Origin of the sequence: Pseudoalteromonas sp. SCQQ13, assembly GCF_015864415.1 — a bacterium.
Lineage (GTDB): Bacteria > Pseudomonadota > Gammaproteobacteria > Enterobacterales > Alteromonadaceae > Pseudoalteromonas > Pseudoalteromonas nigrifaciens.
Genome location: NZ_JADYXG010000002.1, coordinates 299,872 through 320,113 on the forward strand (window position 1 = coordinate 299,872; position 20,242 = coordinate 320,113).

Annotated in this window: 17 protein-coding genes; 4 read left to right on the top strand and 13 right to left on the bottom strand. The window is 40.0% G+C overall.

The annotated features are described in order from the left end of the window. Positions 1-9: 9 nt before the first annotated feature. The gene (gene uvrA, locus I6F41_RS03075) at positions 10-2,832 is read left to right on the top strand and encodes an excinuclease ABC subunit UvrA (RefSeq protein ID WP_182683909.1); all 2,823 of its coding nucleotides are present in this window, start codon (positions 10-12) and stop codon (positions 2,830-2,832) included. 146 nt (positions 2,833-2,978) lie between these two features. Here uvrA and trpS read toward each other — a convergent pair whose 3' ends face one another. The 3 genes from trpS to rpe are packed head-to-tail and all read right to left on the bottom strand — an operon-like array spanning position 2,979 to position 5,364. Beyond that, positions 2,979-3,983, bottom strand: a complete 1,005-nt coding sequence (trpS, locus tag I6F41_RS03080; protein WP_011329353.1) for a tryptophan--tRNA ligase — start codon at positions 3,981-3,983, stop codon at positions 2,979-2,981. A gap of 32 nt (positions 3,984-4,015) precedes the next feature. Then, a complete protein-coding gene (locus tag I6F41_RS03085) occupies positions 4,016-4,681 on the bottom strand; it encodes a phosphoglycolate phosphatase (RefSeq protein ID WP_182683871.1) in 666 nt (221 codons plus the stop codon). Then, positions 4,681-5,364, bottom strand: coding sequence for a ribulose-phosphate 3-epimerase (gene rpe / locus I6F41_RS03090; RefSeq protein ID WP_089368799.1), 684 nt, complete (start codon positions 5,362-5,364; stop codon positions 4,681-4,683). Before rpe ends, I6F41_RS03085 begins: the two co-directional genes overlap by 1 nt. A gap of 215 nt (positions 5,365-5,579) precedes the next feature. Between rpe and I6F41_RS03095 the strand changes: the two genes are divergently transcribed. Both I6F41_RS03095 and I6F41_RS03100 read left to right on the top strand, forming a co-directional pair. Then, complete coding sequence (locus I6F41_RS03095) at positions 5,580-5,876, top strand: hypothetical protein (RefSeq protein ID WP_182683870.1); 297 nt, start codon at positions 5,580-5,582, stop codon at positions 5,874-5,876. Positions 5,877-5,878: 2 nt separating this feature from the next. After that, positions 5,879-6,064 carry a DUF2970 domain-containing protein gene (locus I6F41_RS03100; protein WP_182683869.1) on the top strand — a complete coding sequence of 62 codons (186 nt, stop codon included), beginning with the start codon at positions 5,879-5,881 and terminating at the stop codon, positions 6,062-6,064. Here the strand turns inward: I6F41_RS03100 and I6F41_RS03105 are convergent. The 9 genes from I6F41_RS03105 to I6F41_RS03145 all read right to left on the bottom strand — a co-directional run bounded on the left by I6F41_RS03105 (position 6,021) and on the right by I6F41_RS03145 (position 15,161). Further along, the gene (locus I6F41_RS03105) at positions 6,021-6,878 is read right to left on the bottom strand and encodes a Dam family site-specific DNA-(adenine-N6)-methyltransferase (protein WP_011329357.1); all 858 of its coding nucleotides are present in this window, start codon (positions 6,876-6,878) and stop codon (positions 6,021-6,023) included. The two genes, I6F41_RS03100 and I6F41_RS03105, sit on opposite strands and share 44 nt — an antisense overlap. Before the next feature lie 53 nt (positions 6,879-6,931). After that, positions 6,932-8,257: an AAA family ATPase gene (locus I6F41_RS03110; RefSeq protein ID WP_182683868.1), complete on the bottom strand. Its 1,326-nt coding sequence runs from the start codon at positions 8,255-8,257 to the stop codon at positions 6,932-6,934. Beyond that, the gene (aroB, locus tag I6F41_RS03115) at positions 8,257-9,327 is read right to left on the bottom strand and encodes a 3-dehydroquinate synthase (protein ID WP_011329359.1); all 1,071 of its coding nucleotides are present in this window, start codon (positions 9,325-9,327) and stop codon (positions 8,257-8,259) included. The genes I6F41_RS03110 and aroB overlap by 1 nt, the downstream gene beginning before the upstream one ends. A 28-nt stretch (positions 9,328-9,355) precedes the next feature. Further along, positions 9,356-9,874, bottom strand: a complete 519-nt coding sequence (gene aroK / locus I6F41_RS03120; protein ID WP_008466255.1) for a shikimate kinase AroK — start codon at positions 9,872-9,874, stop codon at positions 9,356-9,358. Positions 9,875-10,316: 442 nt separating this feature from the next. Then, positions 10,317-12,407: a type IV pilus secretin PilQ gene (locus I6F41_RS03125; RefSeq protein ID WP_182683867.1), complete on the bottom strand. Its 2,091-nt coding sequence runs from the start codon at positions 12,405-12,407 to the stop codon at positions 10,317-10,319. Continuing rightward, complete coding sequence (locus I6F41_RS03130; RefSeq protein ID WP_011329361.1) at positions 12,394-12,930, bottom strand: pilus assembly protein PilP; 537 nt, start codon at positions 12,928-12,930, stop codon at positions 12,394-12,396. The genes I6F41_RS03125 and I6F41_RS03130 overlap by 14 nt, the downstream gene beginning before the upstream one ends. Then, complete coding sequence (locus I6F41_RS03135) at positions 12,930-13,532, bottom strand: type 4a pilus biogenesis protein PilO (protein WP_182683908.1); 603 nt, start codon at positions 13,530-13,532, stop codon at positions 12,930-12,932. The genes I6F41_RS03130 and I6F41_RS03135 overlap by 1 nt, the downstream gene beginning before the upstream one ends. Then, positions 13,522-14,094 (bottom strand): PilN domain-containing protein, encoded by a 573-nt coding sequence (locus I6F41_RS03140; protein ID WP_011329363.1) that lies wholly within the window; start codon positions 14,092-14,094, stop codon positions 13,522-13,524. Before I6F41_RS03140 ends, I6F41_RS03135 begins: the two co-directional genes overlap by 11 nt. Beyond that, positions 14,082-15,161 carry a pilus assembly protein PilM gene (locus I6F41_RS03145; protein WP_182683866.1) on the bottom strand — a complete coding sequence of 360 codons (1,080 nt, stop codon included), beginning with the start codon at positions 15,159-15,161 and terminating at the stop codon, positions 14,082-14,084. Before I6F41_RS03145 ends, I6F41_RS03140 begins: the two co-directional genes overlap by 13 nt. A 131-nt stretch (positions 15,162-15,292) precedes the next feature. Between I6F41_RS03145 and I6F41_RS03150 the strand changes: the two genes are divergently transcribed. Then, on the top strand, positions 15,293-17,803 hold the full coding sequence (locus tag I6F41_RS03150) for a penicillin-binding protein 1A (RefSeq protein WP_011329365.1): 2,511 nt from the start codon (positions 15,293-15,295) through the stop codon (positions 17,801-17,803). A gap of 91 nt (positions 17,804-17,894) precedes the next feature. On the opposite strand, the gene I6F41_RS03155 is transcribed toward I6F41_RS03150, so the two are convergent. Then, positions 17,895-20,240 (bottom strand): bifunctional aspartate kinase/homoserine dehydrogenase II, encoded by a 2,346-nt coding sequence (locus I6F41_RS03155; protein ID WP_179808007.1) that lies wholly within the window; start codon positions 20,238-20,240, stop codon positions 17,895-17,897. Between the last annotated feature and the right edge of the window lie 2 nt (positions 20,241-20,242).

Sequence of the window (20,242 nt, forward strand, 5' to 3'; positions counted from 1 at the left end):
CGAGATAGCATGGAAAACATTGAAGTCCGAGGCGCCCGCACGCACAATTTAAAAGACATCAGCCTAACCATCCCACGTGATAAGCTAATTGTTATTACTGGCCTATCTGGTTCGGGTAAGTCTTCGCTTGCATTTGATACTTTGTATGCAGAGGGGCAGCGTCGTTATGTTGAATCACTTTCTGCGTATGCAAGGCAGTTTTTGTCACTGATGGAAAAACCCGATGTAGATCATATTGAAGGTCTTTCTCCGGCTATTTCTATTGAGCAAAAGTCAACATCGCACAACCCGCGATCGACTGTGGGTACGATTACCGAAATTTATGACTATTTACGTTTAATGTTTGCCCGCGTGGGCGAACCGCGTTGCCCAACTCACGACCTACCGTTAGCCGCACAAACTATTAGCCAAATGGTCGATACTGTTTTAGCTCTGCCTGAGGGCAGTAAACTCATGTTGCTTGCACCGGTAATAAAAGAGCGTAAAGGTGAACATGTTAAGCTCCTTGAGCAATTGGCGAGCCAAGGCTACATTCGTGCCCGTATTGATGGCGAAGTATGTGACCTATCGGATCCACCGCCACTTGATCTACATAAAAAACATACTATAGAAGTAGTTGTAGACCGCTTTAAAGTAAAAGATGGCCAACAACAGCGTTTAGCTGAGTCATTTGAAGCTGCATTAGAAATGTCGGGTGGCGTGGCTAACATAGCTTATATGGATGACAGCAGCGCAGAAGAAATGCTGTTTTCGGCTAATTTTGCCTGCCCTACTTGTGGCTATGCCATGACCGAGTTAGAGCCAAGATTGTTTTCGTTTAACAATCCAGCCGGAGCATGCCAAAGCTGTGACGGCCTAGGCGTACGCCAATATTTTGATCCAAACCGCGTAGTACAAAACCCTGAACTAAGCTTGGCCGGTGGCGCAATTAAAGGTTGGGATAAACGCAGTTTTTATTATTACCAAATGCTACAAGCCGTTGCGCAGCATTATAATTTTGATTTAGATGTGCCATATCAGGATTTAGATAAAGCCTCGCAAAAAATTATTTTAGAAGGCTCCGACACTACCAAAATAGCCTTTAGCTACCGTAACGACCGCGGCGATTTAATTACCCGTAATCACGAGTTTGAAGGGGTACTTAATAATATGTACCGTCGCTACCGTGAAACTGAATCAAACTCGGTACGTGAAGAACTAGCAAAGTATCAAACCAGCCAGGCCTGCCCTAGCTGTCATGGCTCGCGTTTACGCCAAGAGTCGCGCCATGTATTTATTGGCCAAACTAACTTACCCACTATTACCCATATGAGTATTGGTGAAGCAATGGACTTTTTTGAAGGGTTAAAACTAACCGGACAAAGAGGCCAAATAGCTGAAAAAATATTAAAAGAAATTCGCGACCGTTTATCGTTTTTAATTAACGTGGGTTTAAATTACCTCTCACTCGATAGAAGTGCCGATACGCTTTCGGGCGGTGAAGCACAACGTATTCGCCTTGCTAGCCAAATTGGCGCAGGCCTAGTGGGTGTTATGTACGTACTGGATGAGCCATCAATTGGTTTGCATCAGCGCGATAACGACCGATTATTAAAAACATTGGTGCATTTACGCGATTTAGGTAACACGGTCATTGTGGTTGAGCACGACGAAGATGCCATTCGCGCAGCCGATCACATTATTGATATTGGCCCAGGTGCTGGTGTGCATGGCGGGCATATAATTGCCCAAGGTACTCGCGACGATATTTTAGCCTGTAAAGAGTCGGTTACTGGGCAGTTTTTATCCGGTGTACGTAGAATAGAAATACCTAAATTACGCCACCCCACTAACGATAAATGGCTGGAGTTATTTGGCGCTACTGGTAACAACTTAAAAAATGTTGATTTAAAAATTCCATTTGGCTTAATGACCTGTGTAACAGGTGTGTCTGGCTCGGGCAAATCTACGCTCATAAACGACACCTTATTTAAGCTTGCGCATACTGAATTAAATGGCGCAACGACTGCCGAAGCCGCTGCGTATAAATCAATTACAGGGCTTGAGCATTTTGATAAAGTGATCGACATTGATCAAAGCCCAATTGGCCGCACACCACGCTCTAACCCGGCTACTTATACTGGTATTTTTACTGGTATTCGTGAATTATTTGCCGGTACGCAAGAGTCGCGCTCTCGTGGTTATAAAGTAGGTCGCTTTAGCTTTAACGTTAAAGGAGGACGCTGTGAAGCTTGCCAAGGCGATGGCGTAATTAAGGTAGAAATGCACTTTTTACCTGATGTGTACGTGCCGTGCGACGTGTGTAAGGGTAAACGATATAATCGCGAAACCCTTGAAGTACTGTATAAGGGTAAAAATATTCATCAAGTACTCGACATGACAGTGGAAGATGCCCACGACTACTTTGATAAAATACCGGCCATTGCACGCAAACTTAAAACCCTGATGGACGTAGGTTTATCGTACATTCGTTTAGGCCAAGCAGCTACAACGCTTTCGGGCGGTGAAGCACAGCGAGTTAAATTAGCCCGCGAGCTGTCAAAACGCGATACCGGTAAAACGCTATACATACTTGATGAACCAACAACAGGCTTACACTTTGCCGATATTGAACAGCTGCTTGTTGTACTTCATCGCTTGCGCGATCACGGTAATACTATTGTTGTTATTGAGCATAACCTCGATGTTATTAAAACCGCAGATTGGGTTATCGATTTAGGCCCTGAAGGCGGAGCTGGCGGTGGTGAAATACTCATTGCAGGTACACCTGAGCAAGTAGTCGAGTGTGAGCGCTCGCATACTGGCCGTTATTTAAAAGAACTGCTTAAATAACGAGTGCAGCTTAGCTGGGTAGCTATTCATTTTTTTGTGTATTTGGTGGTTAACTTCTTTTATTAACCGCCAAATACACTAATAAAACAAAAATGCCGCTTTATAAATAAAGCGGCATTTTTATTGATCATTTTAACTAGCAAGGTTTAGCCGCGAGGAATAAAACCAAGTGCATCGTACACAGCTTTTAACGTACCTTCGGCTTGGCTGCTGGCTTTTTCTGCGCCACGCTTCATGATGTTATTAAGGAGTGTTTGATCTTCTCTGATCTCTTTAAAACGCGCTTGAATTGGCTCAATCATTGCCACTACAGCATCTGCAGTGTCTTTTTTCAGATGGCCATACATTTTGTCTTCGTACTCTGGCACTAAATCTTCAATTGAACGTTTAGTTGCCACACTTAACAAGGTAAGTAAATTTGACACTCCAGGCTTTTCAGCTCGGTCAAAGTAAATACGCGCTTGTTCGTCTGAATCGGTAACTGCTTTTTTCAGTTTTTTCTCAATCTTTTTTGGCTCATCTAACATCATAATAAAACCATTTAGATTTTCATCCGACTTAGACATTTTTTTCAGCGGATCTTGCAAGCTCATTACACGCGCACCAAACTCTGGAATATACGCTTGAGGTATTTTAAATACCTCGCCATACAGGTTGTTAAAACGTGTTGCGATATCGCGGGTTAGTTCAAGGTGTTGCTTTTGATCTTCCCCTACCGGCACTTGCTCTGCTTGGTATAATAAAATATCGGCCGCTTGTAATACTGGGTAAGCAAATAAGCCCACATTAATATTGTGCGCGTGCGTTGCCGACTTATCTTTAAACTGGGTCATACGATTAAGTTCGCCCATTTGTGCATAACAATTTAATACCCAAGCAAGTTGTGCATGCTCTGGTACTTGCGATTGCACAAATAACGCGGCTTTTTCTGGGTTAATACCACAAGCAGTATAAAGCGCTACACCATCTAAAACGCGCGAGCGAAGTAATTCAGGGTCTTGACGCACAGTTACTGCGTGAAGATCTGCAAGCATAAAGTAGCTATCATAGTCTTCCTGTAACTTTAGCCACTGGTTAATAGCGCCAACATAGTTGCCTATTGTCATACCACCGGTTGGCTGCACGCCACTTAAAACTACTGGTTTACTCATGATTTTCCTTTATTTTGCTTAATTAACAGCACTTAGCGCTGTGTAAGAACAGGTATTATATCTAAGAAGTTATCGCATAGGTACTGTGGATTATAGTCCTTAAGGTTTTCACCTTGATTATAACCATAGCTCAGTGCAATAACGTCAATTTTAGCTGCATTGGCAGCTAGTATATCGCTTTTAGAGTCGCCAATCATAATCGCTTTACTGGGCTCAACATTTAGTTTATTACAGGCAAATAACAACGGCTCTGCTGATGGCTTTTTAGCCATGTCATCACCACAAATTATTAGCTCAAAATGACTCGTTAAGGCTAACTTATCCAGTAATTTTTCGGTAAATAAACGATCTTTATTAGTGATCAATGCCTTGGGCATACCACGTAGGGCAGCAAGCCCAGTTTCAACATGTTGGTAAAGTACGCTATATTCACCTACTTGCTGTTCATAATGTTGGTAAAATAATGAAAATGCTTTATCGCTAAGTGCTTTATCTAAATGCTCACTTATTTGCATTTCGCCACTCAGTGCGCGTTTTACTAATACTTCTATACCATTGCCAACCCAGCTTTCTACTAAGCGCTGGCTAACAATCGGAAATGCTAAGTCGCTCAAAGTAAGATTAAGTGCTATGTATAAATCGTATACACTATCTACTAAGGTGCCATCTAAATCAAACAGGGCTAGGTCGTACTTCATTATTTAACACTTCCTAATTGCTCACGCATTTGATCGATAACTTCTTGGTAATTTGGCTGGTTAAAAATGGCTGAACCCGCTACAAACATATCAGCACCCGCCTCTGCAGCAGCGGCAATATTATCGACTTTTATTCCGCCATCAACTTCTAAGCGTATATTGCGACCCGATTCTACAATACGTTGTTTTGCTTGGCGTAGTTTTTCTAAAGTATGCGCAATAAAGCTTTGCCCACCAAACCCTGGATTAACCGACATTATTAAAATAACATCAATTTTATCCATCACATGATCAAGAAAGCTCAAGCTAGTGCCTGGATTAAACACTAAACCAGCTTGGCAGCCATGATCTTTTATTAATTGTAATGTGCGGTCAATATGCTCACTGGCTTCTGGATGAAAAGTAATAATTGAAGCGCCGGCCTCGGCAAACTGAGGAATAAGGCTATCAACTGGTTTAACCATTAAATGCACATCAATAGGCGCTTTAATACCGTAATTTCTAAGCGCTTTACACACCATAGGGCCAATGGTTAAGTTAGGCACATAGTGATTATCCATCACGTCAAAGTGAACCACATCGGCACCCGCAGCAAGTACACTATCAACATCTTCACCTAGTTTAGCGAAATCAGCAGATAAAATAGAAGGGGCTATTAAGTATTTTTTTTCTGGGTTCAACATAGTTAATCCGACAATGAATAATATATTGCGTTAATGTAACTTAATTAATGATGTTACCCAAGTAATCGCGACAAATATAATGGCTTAATAAAAATAAAGATTATTGATAAGCCTTTATTTTTATTCGACTTTAGAAGCTAATGCTAAAATTTAAGTTTGTTATTTAAGCAATTTTTGTTATGCTTAAAAAAGGATCAAATTATTAGGTTTAAATCATGCGTGCTTTTAAAACAGGGATATTAATGGCGTCAGCATTTTTGTTTGTTGGAGCGTTAAATTTTATCTCAAGTTCTGAGCAAGATTTAACGGCAATTAACAATTGCCAGCAAAAACAAACAACTTCTACAGATACAGCTGTAAGTGCTTGCCTTAAAATAGTAGATGAATCGTCTTGGTCTTCATGGATAACAGGCGATAGCCGCAGTGCACAGTTTCATTATTTAGATTTATTAGAGTTACTTACAAGCTCTGGTGATTCTAAAAAGCTTCCCTCTTTAAAACCATCATTTTAAACATGCGACAATTTTTTAGCGCCTTACAAAGTGTACTCGCTGCATTTTTTGGGGTGCAATCTAACAATAAACGCCACGCAGATTTTAAACACCACTCGCCAGTTAGCATTATCATAATAGCTATTATGCTTTTTATTGTTTTTATTATTTCGATTTACGCGATTGTTGTTTCGGTGCTAAGTACATAGCCATTAGTTCGCTCACTTTATTACGCGATCCCCCTTTGGGGCTAATAGTGCGCTTTACCTGAATTTGATCTAATGTTGCTTGGCTATAAATTTTACGCGTCCATACCGTATCATGGTTAGAGATAAGCACTGGAGTGTCATTTTCAAACGCCGCTTGCTCGGCTAAATTTGCTAAATTTGCTTGATCATCTAAATTAAAACCGCCCTTAGCATACGAGGTAAACGAGGCTGTTTTACTTAAAGGCACATACGGTGGATCACAATAAATAACTGCATTTTTAGGTACTAGTTTAAAAATGTCATCGTAATCAAGGCAGGTAAACGTAGCCTGTTGCGCTTTTTTAGCAAAAAAGTACATTTCTTTTTCGGGAAAATAAGGCTTTTTGTATTTACCAAAAGGTACATTAAAAATACCCTTTAAGTTATACCTACAAAGCCCGTTATAACCGTGTCTATTCATATATAAAAACAGCATTGCGCGTTCGTATATATCGCTACTTTGATTAAATTGCACGCGGTATTCGTAGTAAGCGTCGGGATGATTATTTAAATCCACAAACAGCTTTTTAGCATCACTTATAAACTCATCGGGCGAGTTTTTAAGTTCTTTGTATAAATTAATTAAATCGGCATTAATATCATTAAGAATATAGTGTTTAAAATCGCTATTTAAAAACACTGAGCCGGCACCAACAAAAGGTTCAACCAAAGTATCAGCCTGCTGGCTAGCTTGCTTTAGTCGCGCGTTAATATCTTCAACTAGACTGTATTTTCCGCCAGCCCATTTAAGGAAGGCTCTACTCTTTTGCTGCATTGGCTCTTTACTTCAATCTGGTGTTGCGCGATTTTACACTAAAGTTGCTTAGTTTACTGATCAACTAATACAATTTCTTGTTTTATTTTGCTTATTTTTTTATAGAAAGGCTTATTTATTTTAACCTCTGCAGGCAAAGCGCTCATAGCTAACTTTGCAGCATTCATATCAGTAAAACTACCCACTGTTACCACCCACCAAGTTTTATTGTTTCTTTTAGTTTGATAGGTATGCGCTACTTTTTGTAGTTTATGCTGGCTAATAAATTCAGCACTGACTTGTTGCTGAGTAATCGCTAATAATTGAATAACTGTATTTGTGTCTGGCTGTTGTAAGTACCATGCATTACCTGTGAGTATTTTGCTCTCAACCTGAGCTGAAATATTACTGTGTGGCTGCGCTGCTAATATCTTTGGCTCTACCGATGGTGTATTTTTAGAGCTGGGAGTTGTTTGCTTCGCAGTCAGACTTTGCATAATTGCAGGCACATCATTATGCGGTGTTTGTAGCTCAACTGTGCTTGCAGGTAAGTTAGGTGACGCTGCAATAACGCTATTGTCGCTATTGTCGCTATTCGCTAATGGCTGCTGTATTTGCTTAACCGAAATTGCCGTTGTGAGTACTTCAGGCTGAGCTTGCTGATAATATTGTTGCCACCATTGAGTCATGTCTGATTTATATAACAAGCCAATTATTAAAAACAGAATAATTAACATCAAAATTAATAAATGCAAACGCCAAGATACTTTATCTTTTACAACAACATCCGCTATATGTTCTGTTGCTTGCCAGCTCAGTAATAAATTAGGATTACCCTGAGCCGCAGCTATAAAAGCTTGATAAACTGGGTCTTCATCATAAGGCAGGTCGCTAAAATACCAACGCATTAACTGCTTACTTTCACTTTGGTTTAATGGCTCTAAGTGAATGTTTATTGCCGCTGCAAAGGCCAGTTTTGACTGCGCAGCAAGCATAATATAAAGCGTACTGGGGGAGTTTTTAGCCAGTAGTTCTAACTCTACCTGTAATTCTTCTGATAAGTGCCTGGCGTTATCTAGCACCCATAAACAAGGGCCACAAGCTTGCTGTTGTAATAATTGATAAAAGTTTTCGGATAGGCTCAAGCTATGATCAATTAAAGGTGCATTAAAGCTTTGCTCTAATAGCTCGCTCATTAATTGAATGTCTGTCATTTGCGCTGTTACTTGCACAAATGCTTTATTAAAATCGTTATATTTATCAGTAATAAAAGTTTCGAGTAGGTAGCTTTTACCTAGGCCAGAGGTGCCTAGTAAAACAATCAGGTTTTGTCCGTACTCAAATTGCAGTGCGATTCTATCCACCAATGCCGCACGGCTTGGTAAAATTTGTGGCTGCATTATTGCTCGATTAACGCTCGAACTTGGTCATCTGAAACATCATCCACTAATGCACATTGTCCAAATTGGGTGGGCAGAATAAAGCGGATAGTACCCTTTTTATTCTTTTTGTCTTTACGCATATGCTGCAAAAAATGCTCGCTGGTCATTACCGCCGGGATCTGCGTGGGTAAGCTATATTGCGCAATTAAACCAGAGATACGCGTAACGTCCTCAGCGGTTAAATCTTGGCGTGTATATGCTAGTTTTGCAGCAAGTACCATACCTGTTGCTACTGCTTCGCCATGTAGCCAAACACCGTACCCCATTTGCGCTTCAATTGCGTGCGCAAAGGTATGACCTAAGTTTAATAGTGCTCTTAGGCCTTGCTCTTTTTCGTCTTGAGCTACAATTAGCGCTTTAATTTCACAGCACCTATAAATTATATGCTGTAAACAGGCTTCATCTAATTGCTGTAAACGCTCAACATTTTGCTCTAAGTAAGCAAATAGCTCAGTATCGTAAATCAAACCGTATTTAATCACTTCAGCCATACCGGCTGCAAACTCGCGCGCAGGTAAAGTATGTAATGATTGTGTGTCGATAAAAACGGCTTGTGGCTGGTAAAATGCCCCAATCATATTTTTACCTAGTGGATGATTTACCGCTGTTTTTCCACCTACCGACGAATCAACTTGTGATAATAGTGTCGTTGGCATTTGAATAAAGGGAATGCCACGCTGATAACATGCAGCAACAAAACCAGTTAAATCACCAACAACGCCGCCACCTAATGCAATTAAGCAGGTGTCACGACCACAGTTATTTTCGAGTAAAAATGCCGATATTTTTTCAAACCAGGTAAGCGATTTATATTGCTCGCCATCAGGAATAATAAAGTGCAGTGGATTCAATGTTGCTAACTGCGCTAATAAGCCTTGTAAATACAAAGGCGCAATAGTGTCGTTAGTAATGATGATAGGCCGACAATCACCAATGTGATGAACTAGGCGGCCATTATCTTGAAGTGTAGATTGACCAATATAAATAGGGTAACTTCGCTCGTCTAAATTAACAGATAATTCAAGCATGCTTAGCTATTTCCTTTAATATTAGTAATTAAAAATCCAATTTCTCGATGATTTGGTTAGCAACAACTTTAGCGCTTTGCTCATCAGTGCGTACAACAAAATCAGCCACTTCTTTATATAACGGTTCGCGTTCTTCTGCTAAACGTTCTAATACATCACGAGGTGCTTCTTCTGTTTGCAGTAATGGGCGACGCTTGTCGCGTTGTGTGCGTGCAACTTGTTTTTCAATCGGTGTCTCTAGGTATACTACAATACCGCGAGCCGAAAGCTTGTTTCTAACTTCTTTACTCATTACTGAACCACCACCGGTTGCAAGTACAATACCCTGCATTTCGGTTAGATCGCCAATAACAGATTCTTCACGAAGTCTAAAGCCTTCTTCACCTTCAAGATCAAACACCCAGGCAATATCTGCACCGGTACGGCGTTCGATTTCTTGATCAGAATCAACAAATTCAAGGTGTAATTGGTCAGCGATGTGACGACCAATCGTACTTTTGCCAGCCCCCATGGGGCCAACTAGAAATATATTACGTTTCTCAGCCATATCTTTTAGTACAAACGAACTCTAAAATTTGAAATAAAACCCCGCCTAACGACCTGGCCCCAAAATTAAGGAGAGGATTATCTCAGTAATCGGTTGGGTATTTCAAGTCAATTAGCATAAAAAGCCATATAACGAGCAATTAATCTAAATAATCATCCATTAGTTAACAAAACATTAGCTTATTTTAGGGAGTATTTATTTTTCATGGTTAAAATTTGTGCAATCCAAAGTTGTATTTATCAAATTACTGATAACTTTACTACGTAATGTTATGTAAAACTCACACAGTAAAGCGCAAAATAACACTAGAGTGCACCCGAAGGGCAGCGCATGTTGGTTTTATGCTGCTATCGCATATTTTGGGAAGTAACCACACTGCATATTCTCTACTTAGTAAACTAAGTAGAGTGCTGCAAAATCAATATTCAAATATAATCACGCCCTAATCAACTTGTATCTTAGGAGTGACGAAAATCAGTAGTTCACGCTTTTCGTTAAACTCACTGGTACTTTTAAACAGTCTTCCAATGTATGGAATGTCGCCCAATAAAGGAACTTTTTTGGTCGAATTAATAATTTGCTGTTGAAAAATACCACCCAAAACAACTGTTTGGCCATTTTCTACCAGTACCTGCGTTTCAATTTGTTGCGTATCAATTGCAACCGCAGGGCCTGTTCCGGTCTGTACTGTATCACCTCGGGTATCTTGAGTGATAATTAAATTCAAAATAACTTTGTTATCAGGTGTTATATGCGGTGTTACTTCTAAGCTAAGTACTGCTTTTTTAAAGCTTACTGTTGTCGCACCACTAGAGGCTGATTCAACATAAGGTATTTCGGTACCTTGTTCAATCCTCGCCTTTTGCTGGTTAGCCGCAGTAATTCGCGGACTAGCAATAATTTCACCTTTATTTTCTTCTTCAAGCGCAGTTAGCTCTAAATCAATTAACGTACCATTAGCTAGTTTAGCAATATGCATACCTATGCTAGCTGAAGGGTTAGCAACTGGTAGGTTTACATTTAATCTATCAGACAAGCTTGGAATATTACCATTAGAGATGTTTTCAGCCCCCTCTAGGGTGCCTGAAATACCATCGGTTCCTTGCTGATCACTAAAGCCCCAACGTACCCCTAAATCTTCTGTAACGTTGTCGCGTACGGTTACCATGCGCGCTTCAATTACAACCTGCTTTACAGGTATATCTAGCGTTTCGACCATGCGGCGTACGCTTTCGATACTTTTTGCCGTATCTTTCATTAATAATGTATTGGTACGCTGATCAACCGACACACTCCCTCTTGGGGTTATAATGCTGTTAGTGTCCGTTTTTAGTAAATCTGCAAAATCTTCGGCCTTTGCATAATTTAAGCGAATGTACTCGCTGTACAAAGGCTCTAAATCTTCTACTTGTTGCTTTGCTTTTAAGTCTTTTGCTTCACGTGCTGCAAGCTCTTCTGATGGGGCTACCATTAAAATAGAGCCATCCATACGCTTATCAAGACCTTTTATTCTGAGTACCACATCAAGCGCTTGATCCCATGGCACGCCATCTAAACGTAGCGTTATATTGCCCGTTACAGAATCACTGGTTACTAAGTTAAAGTCGTTGTATCCGGCTATAATTTGCAAGACGGCACGTACCGAAATATCTTGAAAGTTCAGGGTCATTGGTCGACCTTGATATTCTTTACCACCATCAAGGTAAGCATTTTGGGTTTCGTCTTTCTCAACATTTAAGGTAAAAATATTATCTATTTGCTGATAAGTAAACGTAAATGCTGCGTTTGGCTCAATAACAATTCGGCTCAGGTTATCTTCTTTAAAGGTTTCTATATTGCTTACGATAGTACCAAAATCAAGTACATCTAATTCGTATAATAAATCATCTAAAATATCAGTGTGATGAAACTCTGCAATAATTTTACCGCCACTTTCATGTACTTCTATTGCGGCTTGAGTATCTTGCAAAAATACCAATACTTTAGCTTCGCCCTTTTCACCACGGCGAAAATCAATAGATTGAATACGATTAATGTAACTACCGCCAATGCTATCTGCAGCATCATCAGTCGTTAGCGCTTGCTCGGTTAATGGATTATCAGAGATACGCAGCGAGACCAGATTATTATTAACCTGGGTTTCATAAATTTTCAAACGCTCAAGATGTACCGTTACTTTTAAACCGTTACTTGTCATTACGCTGGTTACATTATTTATTCCAGCCAAATTAACAGCAACATCGGCTAACCCTTGATCTAACTGTGCATTGGTAAACAGCATTTCTATACGCGCTGGGCTATTGAACACTTGAATACTTGGTTGCAGGGTTAATTCTTCATCAAATACCAGTTGTAGTTCGGTTTCGCCTTTTAATAATGGATTATAGCGCACGTCATAAAGTAGCGGCTCAGCTACCGCAGTTTTGGCTATTAATAGTGTAAAAATCACTAATAAAGCTGACAATACACGATGAAGCGAACCTACATCCTTATACATATTTGTATGACCTTTTTTGTTATTAATTTGCGCCATCAATTGTCGCCTCTAACATTTCTAATTTAGTCTGACGCTCTTTCCAACAGCCAGATCCATCAGGGATTAATTCTATTAACTCAATATAGTCACTACTCACTTTTTTTACTTTTCCGTCGTAAGTGCCCAAGTAACTCCCTACGGTTACTCTATGCAGCGTTGCATCAGCAGCAGTAATAAGTGCCCATGTTTGGCTATTAGAGCCTAATGTGCCTTTCATCGCTAGATTATCTAGCGGATATTTTTCTAATGGCTCACGAACTCTATCTGGATCTGGGTGCAAACAATTTTTAATTTGCGTTAACTTATTTTGTATAATTTCAGGTTGTGGAGCTACAAATGGGCTACGCAATTGACCTGCATTGTATTCAAAATACTCAAACTGAATGAGCTCTGGTATTTTTTCCACTCTGGGGGTTGTACTTGCTTTTACCTGATCAATAAATTCTTTTTGTTCAGAAGTGTCACTATTACAGCCACTCAATAACATTGTAAAAATAGCCACTAAAGGGAGTTTATTCATTATTTAGTCCCCTCTTCGTAGCGATAAGTTTTTGCAATCACACTAAATGTTAACTGCTTTTCTCCAGATGATAAAATAGAAAAGTCATGTAAACTAACAATTCGCGGTAATTGAGCCACTTTACCTACAAACTGACCAAATTCATGGTAGGTCCCTACCACTTCTATTTTTATTGGCAGTTCGGTATAAAATTCTTTTTCAACTTCAGGCAACCAACCAATTTTTAAAAAGGTTAAGCCACTGGTAGTACCCACATAAGATAAGTCATCTAATAAGCCTGGGGTTTCATTAGAGGTTGGTAGGCGTTTTAATAGCTGAGAAAACTTATCTTCCATTTCAATCATTTGCAGCCGATAAATATCTAGTTTACTGGCTACCGCATATTTGGTGCGATAAGTAGTGCGCAGCTCCACCTCTTTGGCTAAAGCGTTATGATAACTGTCTATTTCATCCGAAACTAATAAGCTATAGCTAAAAAACAACACTAAACCCGCAATAAAAGCACCGCAAATAACTTTAACAATAACCGGCCATTCACCTATATTATCAAGTTCTATTTCATTCCAATCTATATCTTTAAAAGCTTTAAAATCAAGGTTCATCATGTACCTCGCCAATTTTATCGAATGGTTTTACATAAAATTCCATATTAAAATCACTCAACAAACGCGACGATTTATCGCCAGCAACAATACCTTGCATTACTGGGCGCTCTAATAAATAAGAACCTTGCACTTCACGTAACAAGGTTGAAAGGCGATTATTCGATTCGCTTTTTCCAAGTACATGAATTTGATTACCGCGTCGCTCTAGCTTAGTTAAATAAACCCCTGCAGGTACTATTTTTGCGACTTCATCCATAATTTGCGTGCCTAAATTACGACTCCTTTGCAGATTTTCAATTAAGCGCATACGCTGCTGCAGGTTTTCTTTTTTCTTATCTAGCTCTCTAATGTCTCTTATTTCTTTATCTAGCATACTTATTTCTGCACTAAGGTAATTGTTTTTTAGATTTTGCCCCTCTTTTAAAGCGCCATAAAATGAGCTCAATAAATACATACTCAAAAAACACAAAACAACAACTGCAATTAATGAAGTAATAAACTTCTTTTTTGAGTCTTCACGCTGTAGTTCACGCCAAGGCAGTAAATTTATATGTGGCATGATGAAAAGCTCCTCAAAGCGAGTCCTGTTGCAATAGCAAATTGCGTGCGATGACGCTGTAATACATTACGGTCAACTCTAGGAGATATTTCCATATTTACAAATGGCTCGGCTACAATTGTGTGTATACCTAACTCTTCGACTAATAAGCGCTCAAAACCGCTAATCATAGCTGTACCACCGGTTAATACAATATAATCTAGCTGATCTTTACCCGTGGTGGTTAAAAACATTTGCACCGCGCGGCGCACTTGTTGTAGCAAGGCTGTTTGAAAAGGTGCAAGTACTTCAAAGGTATAATTTGGTGGTAAGTCGCCGGTTGCTTTACCAATTTCAGCTTCATCAAAGCCTTTATTATAATAGGCAACAATACTATTAGTGTATTGATCGCCACCAAACACTTGGTCGCGGGTATAAATTGTATCGCCCGCTTGCACTACACTTACGAGTGTTAATACCGCGCCAATATCAACAATTGCAACGCACTTATTAAATGCATCACTTGGTAACTGTTGATAGTACACATCCATTGCTCGGCTTAATGCGTAGCTTTCTACGTCAACCACTTTAGCAACTAAGTTAGCCGCTTCTAACGCGCCAACACGTGCTTCAACGCTTTCAGTACGCGCAGCCGAAAGCAATACATTCATTTTACTAGGATCGGCGGCATTGGTTGATAGCTTTTCAAAATCAAGATTAACTTCATCTAATGGATAAGGAATTAAGCTGTCTGCTTCAATTTCAATTTGCGATTCTAATTCAGCGTCACTTAAGGTGACATCCATGAAAATCACCTTGGTGATTACGGTCTGGCCTGAAACAGCCACCGCAGCTTCTTTTAGTGATTTAGGTAATTTTCGTTTTAATTTAGTTATTACATTACCAATTGCTTCAATATCTTGAATAGTACGCTCACTCATGGCGCCTTTTGGCATAGGTTCAATTGCAAGTGCTTCTAATCGAAGCCCAGTGTCTGTTTCACTTAACAGTACAGCTTTGATAGAGTGCGATCCTATATCAATGCCTACCATCATCGGCGATGGCTTTTTAAATAGTTGACTTAGCATGTTTGCAACTTTGCCTTTGTTTTAATAATAAACAAGTTATAATTCTTATCTGAAAAAATACTATTCATTTTTTAATCAATATATACTAGCAGCCTCAACTTGTAATTGGGAGTCCATTTAGGGAAATATCAGTGATTTTATTAAAAAGAACTTTACAATTTTTTATCATTTGCACATTATTTGGACTGATCACTTTGTTCAGCCTTTATTATTACGTTAAACCTGATATCCCAAGTGTGCAAGTTTTAAAAGACGTGCAATTACAAACTCCTATGCAAGTATTCACTAAAGATGGTCTGTTGATCAATCAATTTGGTGAAAAACGACGAATTCCGGTCACAATAGACCAAATACCACAACCCCTCATTAATGCATTTTTAGCCACCGAAGACAGCCGCTTTTATGATCACCTTGGTATTGACCCAATAGGTATAGTCCGCTCTGCGCTTGTACTTATATCTACCGGAGAGAAAAAACAAGGCGCTAGTACTATTACTATGCAGCTAGCACGTAATTTTTTCTTAACCCGCGAAAAAGCCTACATTCGTAAAGTAAAAGAAATTTTTATCGCGATACATATTGAAAACTTATTAAGCAAAAACGAAATTCTTGAGCTGTATTTAAATAAAATTGAATTAGGTAATAGGGCGTTTGGTATTGGTGCAGCAGCGCAAGTTTATTACGGTAAAGAACTAAAAGACTTAACCCTTGCGCAAATGGCAATGATTGCCGGCCTGCCAAAAGCACCTTCAGCGCTTAATCCTATTCGCAATCCAGTGCGTGCTAAAGCGCGTCGTAATGTCGTACTTGGTAGAATGTTGTCTGAACGTTATATAACCCAAAGCGAATATGAAGAGACTATTAATCAACCTATAACGGCCGTTTTTCATGGCGCTGAAATAGATTTATACGCACCTTATATATCTGAAATGGTGCGTGCAGAAATGGTTGCTAAATACGGTATTGATAAAGCGTATAACTCTGGCTTTAAAATATTTACCTCGGTAGAGTCCCACGTTCAACAAGCTGCGCAAACGGCTTTAGTAAATAACTTACATAGTTACGATATGCGCCACGGTTTTAGAGGTCCAGAGCGTTTATTATGGGATGCGCAAACACAACCAGCATTAAGCCAAGCGCAAATTCTTAACCAGCTAAAAGACGTAAAACAGCTTGGCGACTTACAAGCAGCAGTGGTATTGGCAGTTAACGAAAAAACAGCCGACGTTTTACTAAAAAATGGTGAACTGGCAACACTTACATGGGATAACTTAAAGTGGGCACGTAAATATATTACGCGTTACCGCCAAAGTTTTGCTCCTAAAGCTGCAACTGAAATATTAGTACCAGGTGCACAAATATGGCTACGTAAAAACGACGATAATAATTATTTATTGAGTCAAATTCCTGAAGCCTCTAGTGCCATTGTGTCTTTAGACCCTCAAGATGGCCGTATTAAAGCAATTGTTGGTGGTTATAGTTTTGAGCAAAGCCAGTACAACCGTGCAGTGCAAGCTAAACGCCAAGTCGGCTCAAACATTAAACCCTTTATTTACTCTGCAGCTCTGGAAAAAGGCTACACTTTAGCATCCATTTTAAACGACGCTCCAATTAATCAATGGGATAAAAGCCAAGGTATTGCATGGCGCCCAAAAAACAGCCCTGCAGTTTATAATGGCCCAATTCGTATTCGCCGCGCATTGGCGCAATCTAAAAACGTTATTTCGGTTCGTCTTCTACGTGGTGTAGGCTTGCAACGTACTGCCGATCATTTACTCAAATTTGGTTTTGATAATAAAGACATTAACCGCAGTGAATCCTTAGCGCTTGGTAGTGCTTCCATTTCTCCATTAGAACTTGCTCGTGGTATGAGCGCGTTTGCTAATGGCGGGCATTTAATAGAACCGTATTTTATATCTGAAATTCAAGATGCCTTTGGTACAGTGTTATTTAAAGCAAACCCAGCCCTAGCCTGCGATGAGAACACGCAGCCCCTCGCTATCGAAAATAACAGCAGCCTAACGATAGAAAATACTGAGCAAGGTGAAAAAGCGCAGCAAACAGTGCAATGTGCCCCACGTATTATTTCTAAACAAAATGCTTTTTTAATTGCAGACGCTATGAACAGCGCAATTTGGGGCGGCGGAAGCTGGAGCAATAAAACAGGCTGGACGGGGACTGCATGGCGAGCACAGCGTTTAGGGCGTCGTGATTTATCGGGTAAAACAGGTACCACAAACGATTCTGTTGACACTTGGTTTAGTGGTTTTAACCGCAATGTACTCACCTCAGTATGGGTTGGCTTTGACAACCCTGGCAATACTCTAGGTCGTTCTGCTTATAACAACAACCTTGATAGTGGTCAAATAACAGGGGCTGAATCGGGCGCTAAAACAGCTCAACCCGCATGGAATGAATTTATGAGGGCAGCTCTTGATGGGCAACCAGAAGCGCCAATTGAACCACCTGAAGGATTAGTTTCTATTCGTATTGATTTAGCGACTGGCTTATTAAGCCACAAAAATGATTACACTAGCCGCTTTGAATACTTTGAAAAAGGCACTACCCCAACTAGTTATGTGCTTTCGCAGCCAAGCGATATTTTTGAAGAAAACACCAAAACAGAAGAAGAGCTATTTTAACCATAAGCACACCTCTCATTAGCTAAATGATTAATTACGCTAAAAAAAACGGCAACCTTTTTAGGTTGCCGTTTTTTGTTTTATTTAATTATTACTTTAAGTTTTTTATCAGCCAATATAAGTCAGAATGAACGCCTGCTGCAGTCACTTCCTTACCAGCACCTGGGCCTTGTATAATCAAGGCATTATTGCTGTACCACTGGCTGTTAATAACAAAAATATTATCACCCGGGGTTAAGTTTGCTAATGCGTCATTGGGCGTAACATACGCTAACCCTACTTTGGCCGTTACGCTATCGTGCTCAATACTCAGTAAACCTGTATAACGAAGTACCGCGTTTTGTAATTTTGCATTGCGTGCATGCTCTTCAATAAAAGTGTCGAGCTTATGTTTATTAGCTAAAAAGTCATCCCAACTACCTAGTGCTAGCTCATCGGGCATTAACGGCGCTAAGGCAATGTCGTTAAGGTCTAATTCAACCCCTAACTCTCGCGCTAAAATAAGTAGCTTACGCTGCATATCTCGCCCCGATAAATCTTCGCGCGGATCGGGTTCAGTAAAACCCATTTGTTGCGCTTCAAGTAATAACTCAGAAAATGCAGTTGCGCCATTATACATACTACATAACCACGATAACGTACCCGAAAAAACACCTTCTATACGTGTTATTTTATCGCCACTGTTTTGTAAATCTGCAAGGGCAAAATTAATTGGTAAACCGGCACCCACACTAGCGTTATAGCGCCAATATAAATTGCGCTGCGCAATATTGTGCTGCAACGCTTTATACCAAGGAGTTGGCGCGGTACCAGCATACTTATTAGCACTAATTAAATGACAATCAAGCGCAACAAAATCTGGGTATAACTGACTAAATTGCTCGCTGGCGGTTATATCTATAACCACTTTATGCTCGTAATCAAGCTGGCCAATAGCGGTTAATAAATCTTGGCTGCTATAGTCAACAGCCTCTAACTGCCATTGGTTCTTCCAGTGCTGTACATTTATGCCGCTGGGATTAAATAGCAGTTTTTGCGAACGTGCTAATCCCACTAACTTAATATTAAAGTCGGTTGATAAGCGTGCTAGCTGCGCCGATAGTTGGCTAACAAATACATCCCCTACGTTACCAAGCCCTGCCACTATTAAGGCAATTTCTTGGCCTTTAGTGATCAGTTTATCGTGCAGCACATTAAGCACATCACTATCAATAAGCTGATCCGTCAGTAGCAATACATAACCACTATCTTGATGCACAAAGCGAGGTTCAATATTATGCAAATTGAGCAACTCGCGTGCCTGAGTACTCAATAAGTTTATATCTTGCTCAGGAGCAACTAGCGCGCAACCATGTAGGTTAGACTCGCTAATATTGGCTCTTCCTGCAAAGTAACTAACTACTTGATGGGTCGCTACTGCAGGTACTATTAGGTAAGTTTCACCCGCGCTACTAAAATGATGCAAACTATGTTGAATAAGCTGGCTAACCTGAGTTACCTCACCCTCAACTAGCCCTTCAACACTAAGTAAATCTATATTTTCTAATGTAGTAATAAAGCGTTTTTGTTTTACACAGCCCTCTTTCACTACATTTGTTGAGCTTGCTTGCACGTCAAAACTACTGCGCACCGCAAGCTTTATATCGGTATTTTTAAGTGGCGATAATGTTTTAGCGTGTAAAACGGGGTTACCTAATCTTGCCAATAAGTTAGCTTGCGCTCTACATACCTTAGCGTATTTAATGGCCTTGTTAACTTTACGTGGGTCGGTACTAAATATCCCTTGTGTATCGGTCCAAATATATACTTGTTTAGCATTGCAATAACTTGCCAATAAGGTTGCACTGTAATCACTACCATTGCGACCAAGAGTGACCGTATCGCCTTGGGTATTAGCCGCAATAAACCCTGTTACCACGTTAATTTTGTGCTGGCTAATAAGCTCACTACACTGCTGCGTATTTTGGCTATGCAATAATTGTCCATCACTTAGCGTAAACAAGCCTCTTGCGTCTTGCATGCATGCAGCAACATTAAGTTGCTGTAAATACGCTGCGAGCAAACGAGCTGACCACAACTCACCATGGGCGAGTAGCGCCGCTTCTTGCAACTGCTCAGTACTCGCTAATTTAGCAACTAAACTTAGCTCTTCATTTAGAGTGGTTAAGGCGCTGCGCTTTAAATCGCCCTGCAGTAGCTGCGTTATTAAATCACTTTGATGATTGTTTAATTGCAATACAATATCAGCGAGCGCTTGAGTATCGTGCTGCTGATAACTTTGCCACAGTTTTACTAATGTATCTGTGGTTTTTCCTGCAGCCGATACCACTACACAATCACCGGGCTGAGCTTGCCCTAAAATTATTTTTGCAACGCTTTTATAGCGCTCGGCTGAGCTTAAACTCGAACCACCAAATTTATGAATATTATTAGTCATAT

Excerpts from the sequence above, each read along its gene's own strand:
- uvrA (WP_182683909.1), top strand. The coding sequence starts at position 10 with ATGGAAAACATTGAAGTCCGAGGCGCCCGCACGCACAATTTAAAAGAC.
- trpS (WP_011329353.1), bottom strand. The coding sequence starts at position 3,983 with ATGAGTAAACCAGTAGTTTTAAGTGGCGTGCAGCCAACCGGTGGTATG.
- I6F41_RS03085 (WP_182683871.1), bottom strand. The coding sequence starts at position 4,681 with ATGAAGTACGACCTAGCCCTGTTTGATTTAGATGGCACCTTAGTAGAT.
- rpe (WP_089368799.1), bottom strand. The coding sequence starts at position 5,364 with ATGTTGAACCCAGAAAAAAAATACTTAATAGCCCCTTCTATTTTATCT.
- I6F41_RS03095 (WP_182683870.1), top strand. The coding sequence starts at position 5,580 with ATGCGTGCTTTTAAAACAGGGATATTAATGGCGTCAGCATTTTTGTTT.
- I6F41_RS03100 (WP_182683869.1), top strand. The coding sequence starts at position 5,879 with ATGCGACAATTTTTTAGCGCCTTACAAAGTGTACTCGCTGCATTTTTT.
- I6F41_RS03105 (WP_011329357.1), bottom strand. The coding sequence starts at position 6,878 with ATGCAGCAAAAGAGTAGAGCCTTCCTTAAATGGGCTGGCGGAAAATAC.
- I6F41_RS03110 (WP_182683868.1), bottom strand. The coding sequence starts at position 8,257 with ATGCAGCCACAAATTTTACCAAGCCGTGCGGCATTGGTGGATAGAATC.
- aroB (WP_011329359.1), bottom strand. The coding sequence starts at position 9,327 with ATGCTTGAATTATCTGTTAATTTAGACGAGCGAAGTTACCCTATTTAT.
- aroK (WP_008466255.1), bottom strand. The coding sequence starts at position 9,874 with ATGGCTGAGAAACGTAATATATTTCTAGTTGGCCCCATGGGGGCTGGC.
- I6F41_RS03125 (WP_182683867.1), bottom strand. The coding sequence starts at position 12,407 with ATGGCGCAAATTAATAACAAAAAAGGTCATACAAATATGTATAAGGAT.
- I6F41_RS03130 (WP_011329361.1), bottom strand. The coding sequence starts at position 12,930 with ATGAATAAACTCCCTTTAGTGGCTATTTTTACAATGTTATTGAGTGGC.
- I6F41_RS03135 (WP_182683908.1), bottom strand. The coding sequence starts at position 13,532 with ATGAACCTTGATTTTAAAGCTTTTAAAGATATAGATTGGAATGAAATA.
- I6F41_RS03140 (WP_011329363.1), bottom strand. The coding sequence starts at position 14,094 with ATGCCACATATAAATTTACTGCCTTGGCGTGAACTACAGCGTGAAGAC.
- I6F41_RS03145 (WP_182683866.1), bottom strand. The coding sequence starts at position 15,161 with ATGCTAAGTCAACTATTTAAAAAGCCATCGCCGATGATGGTAGGCATT.
- I6F41_RS03155 (WP_179808007.1), bottom strand. The coding sequence starts at position 20,240 with ATGACTAATAATATTCATAAATTTGGTGGTTCGAGTTTAAGCTCAGCC.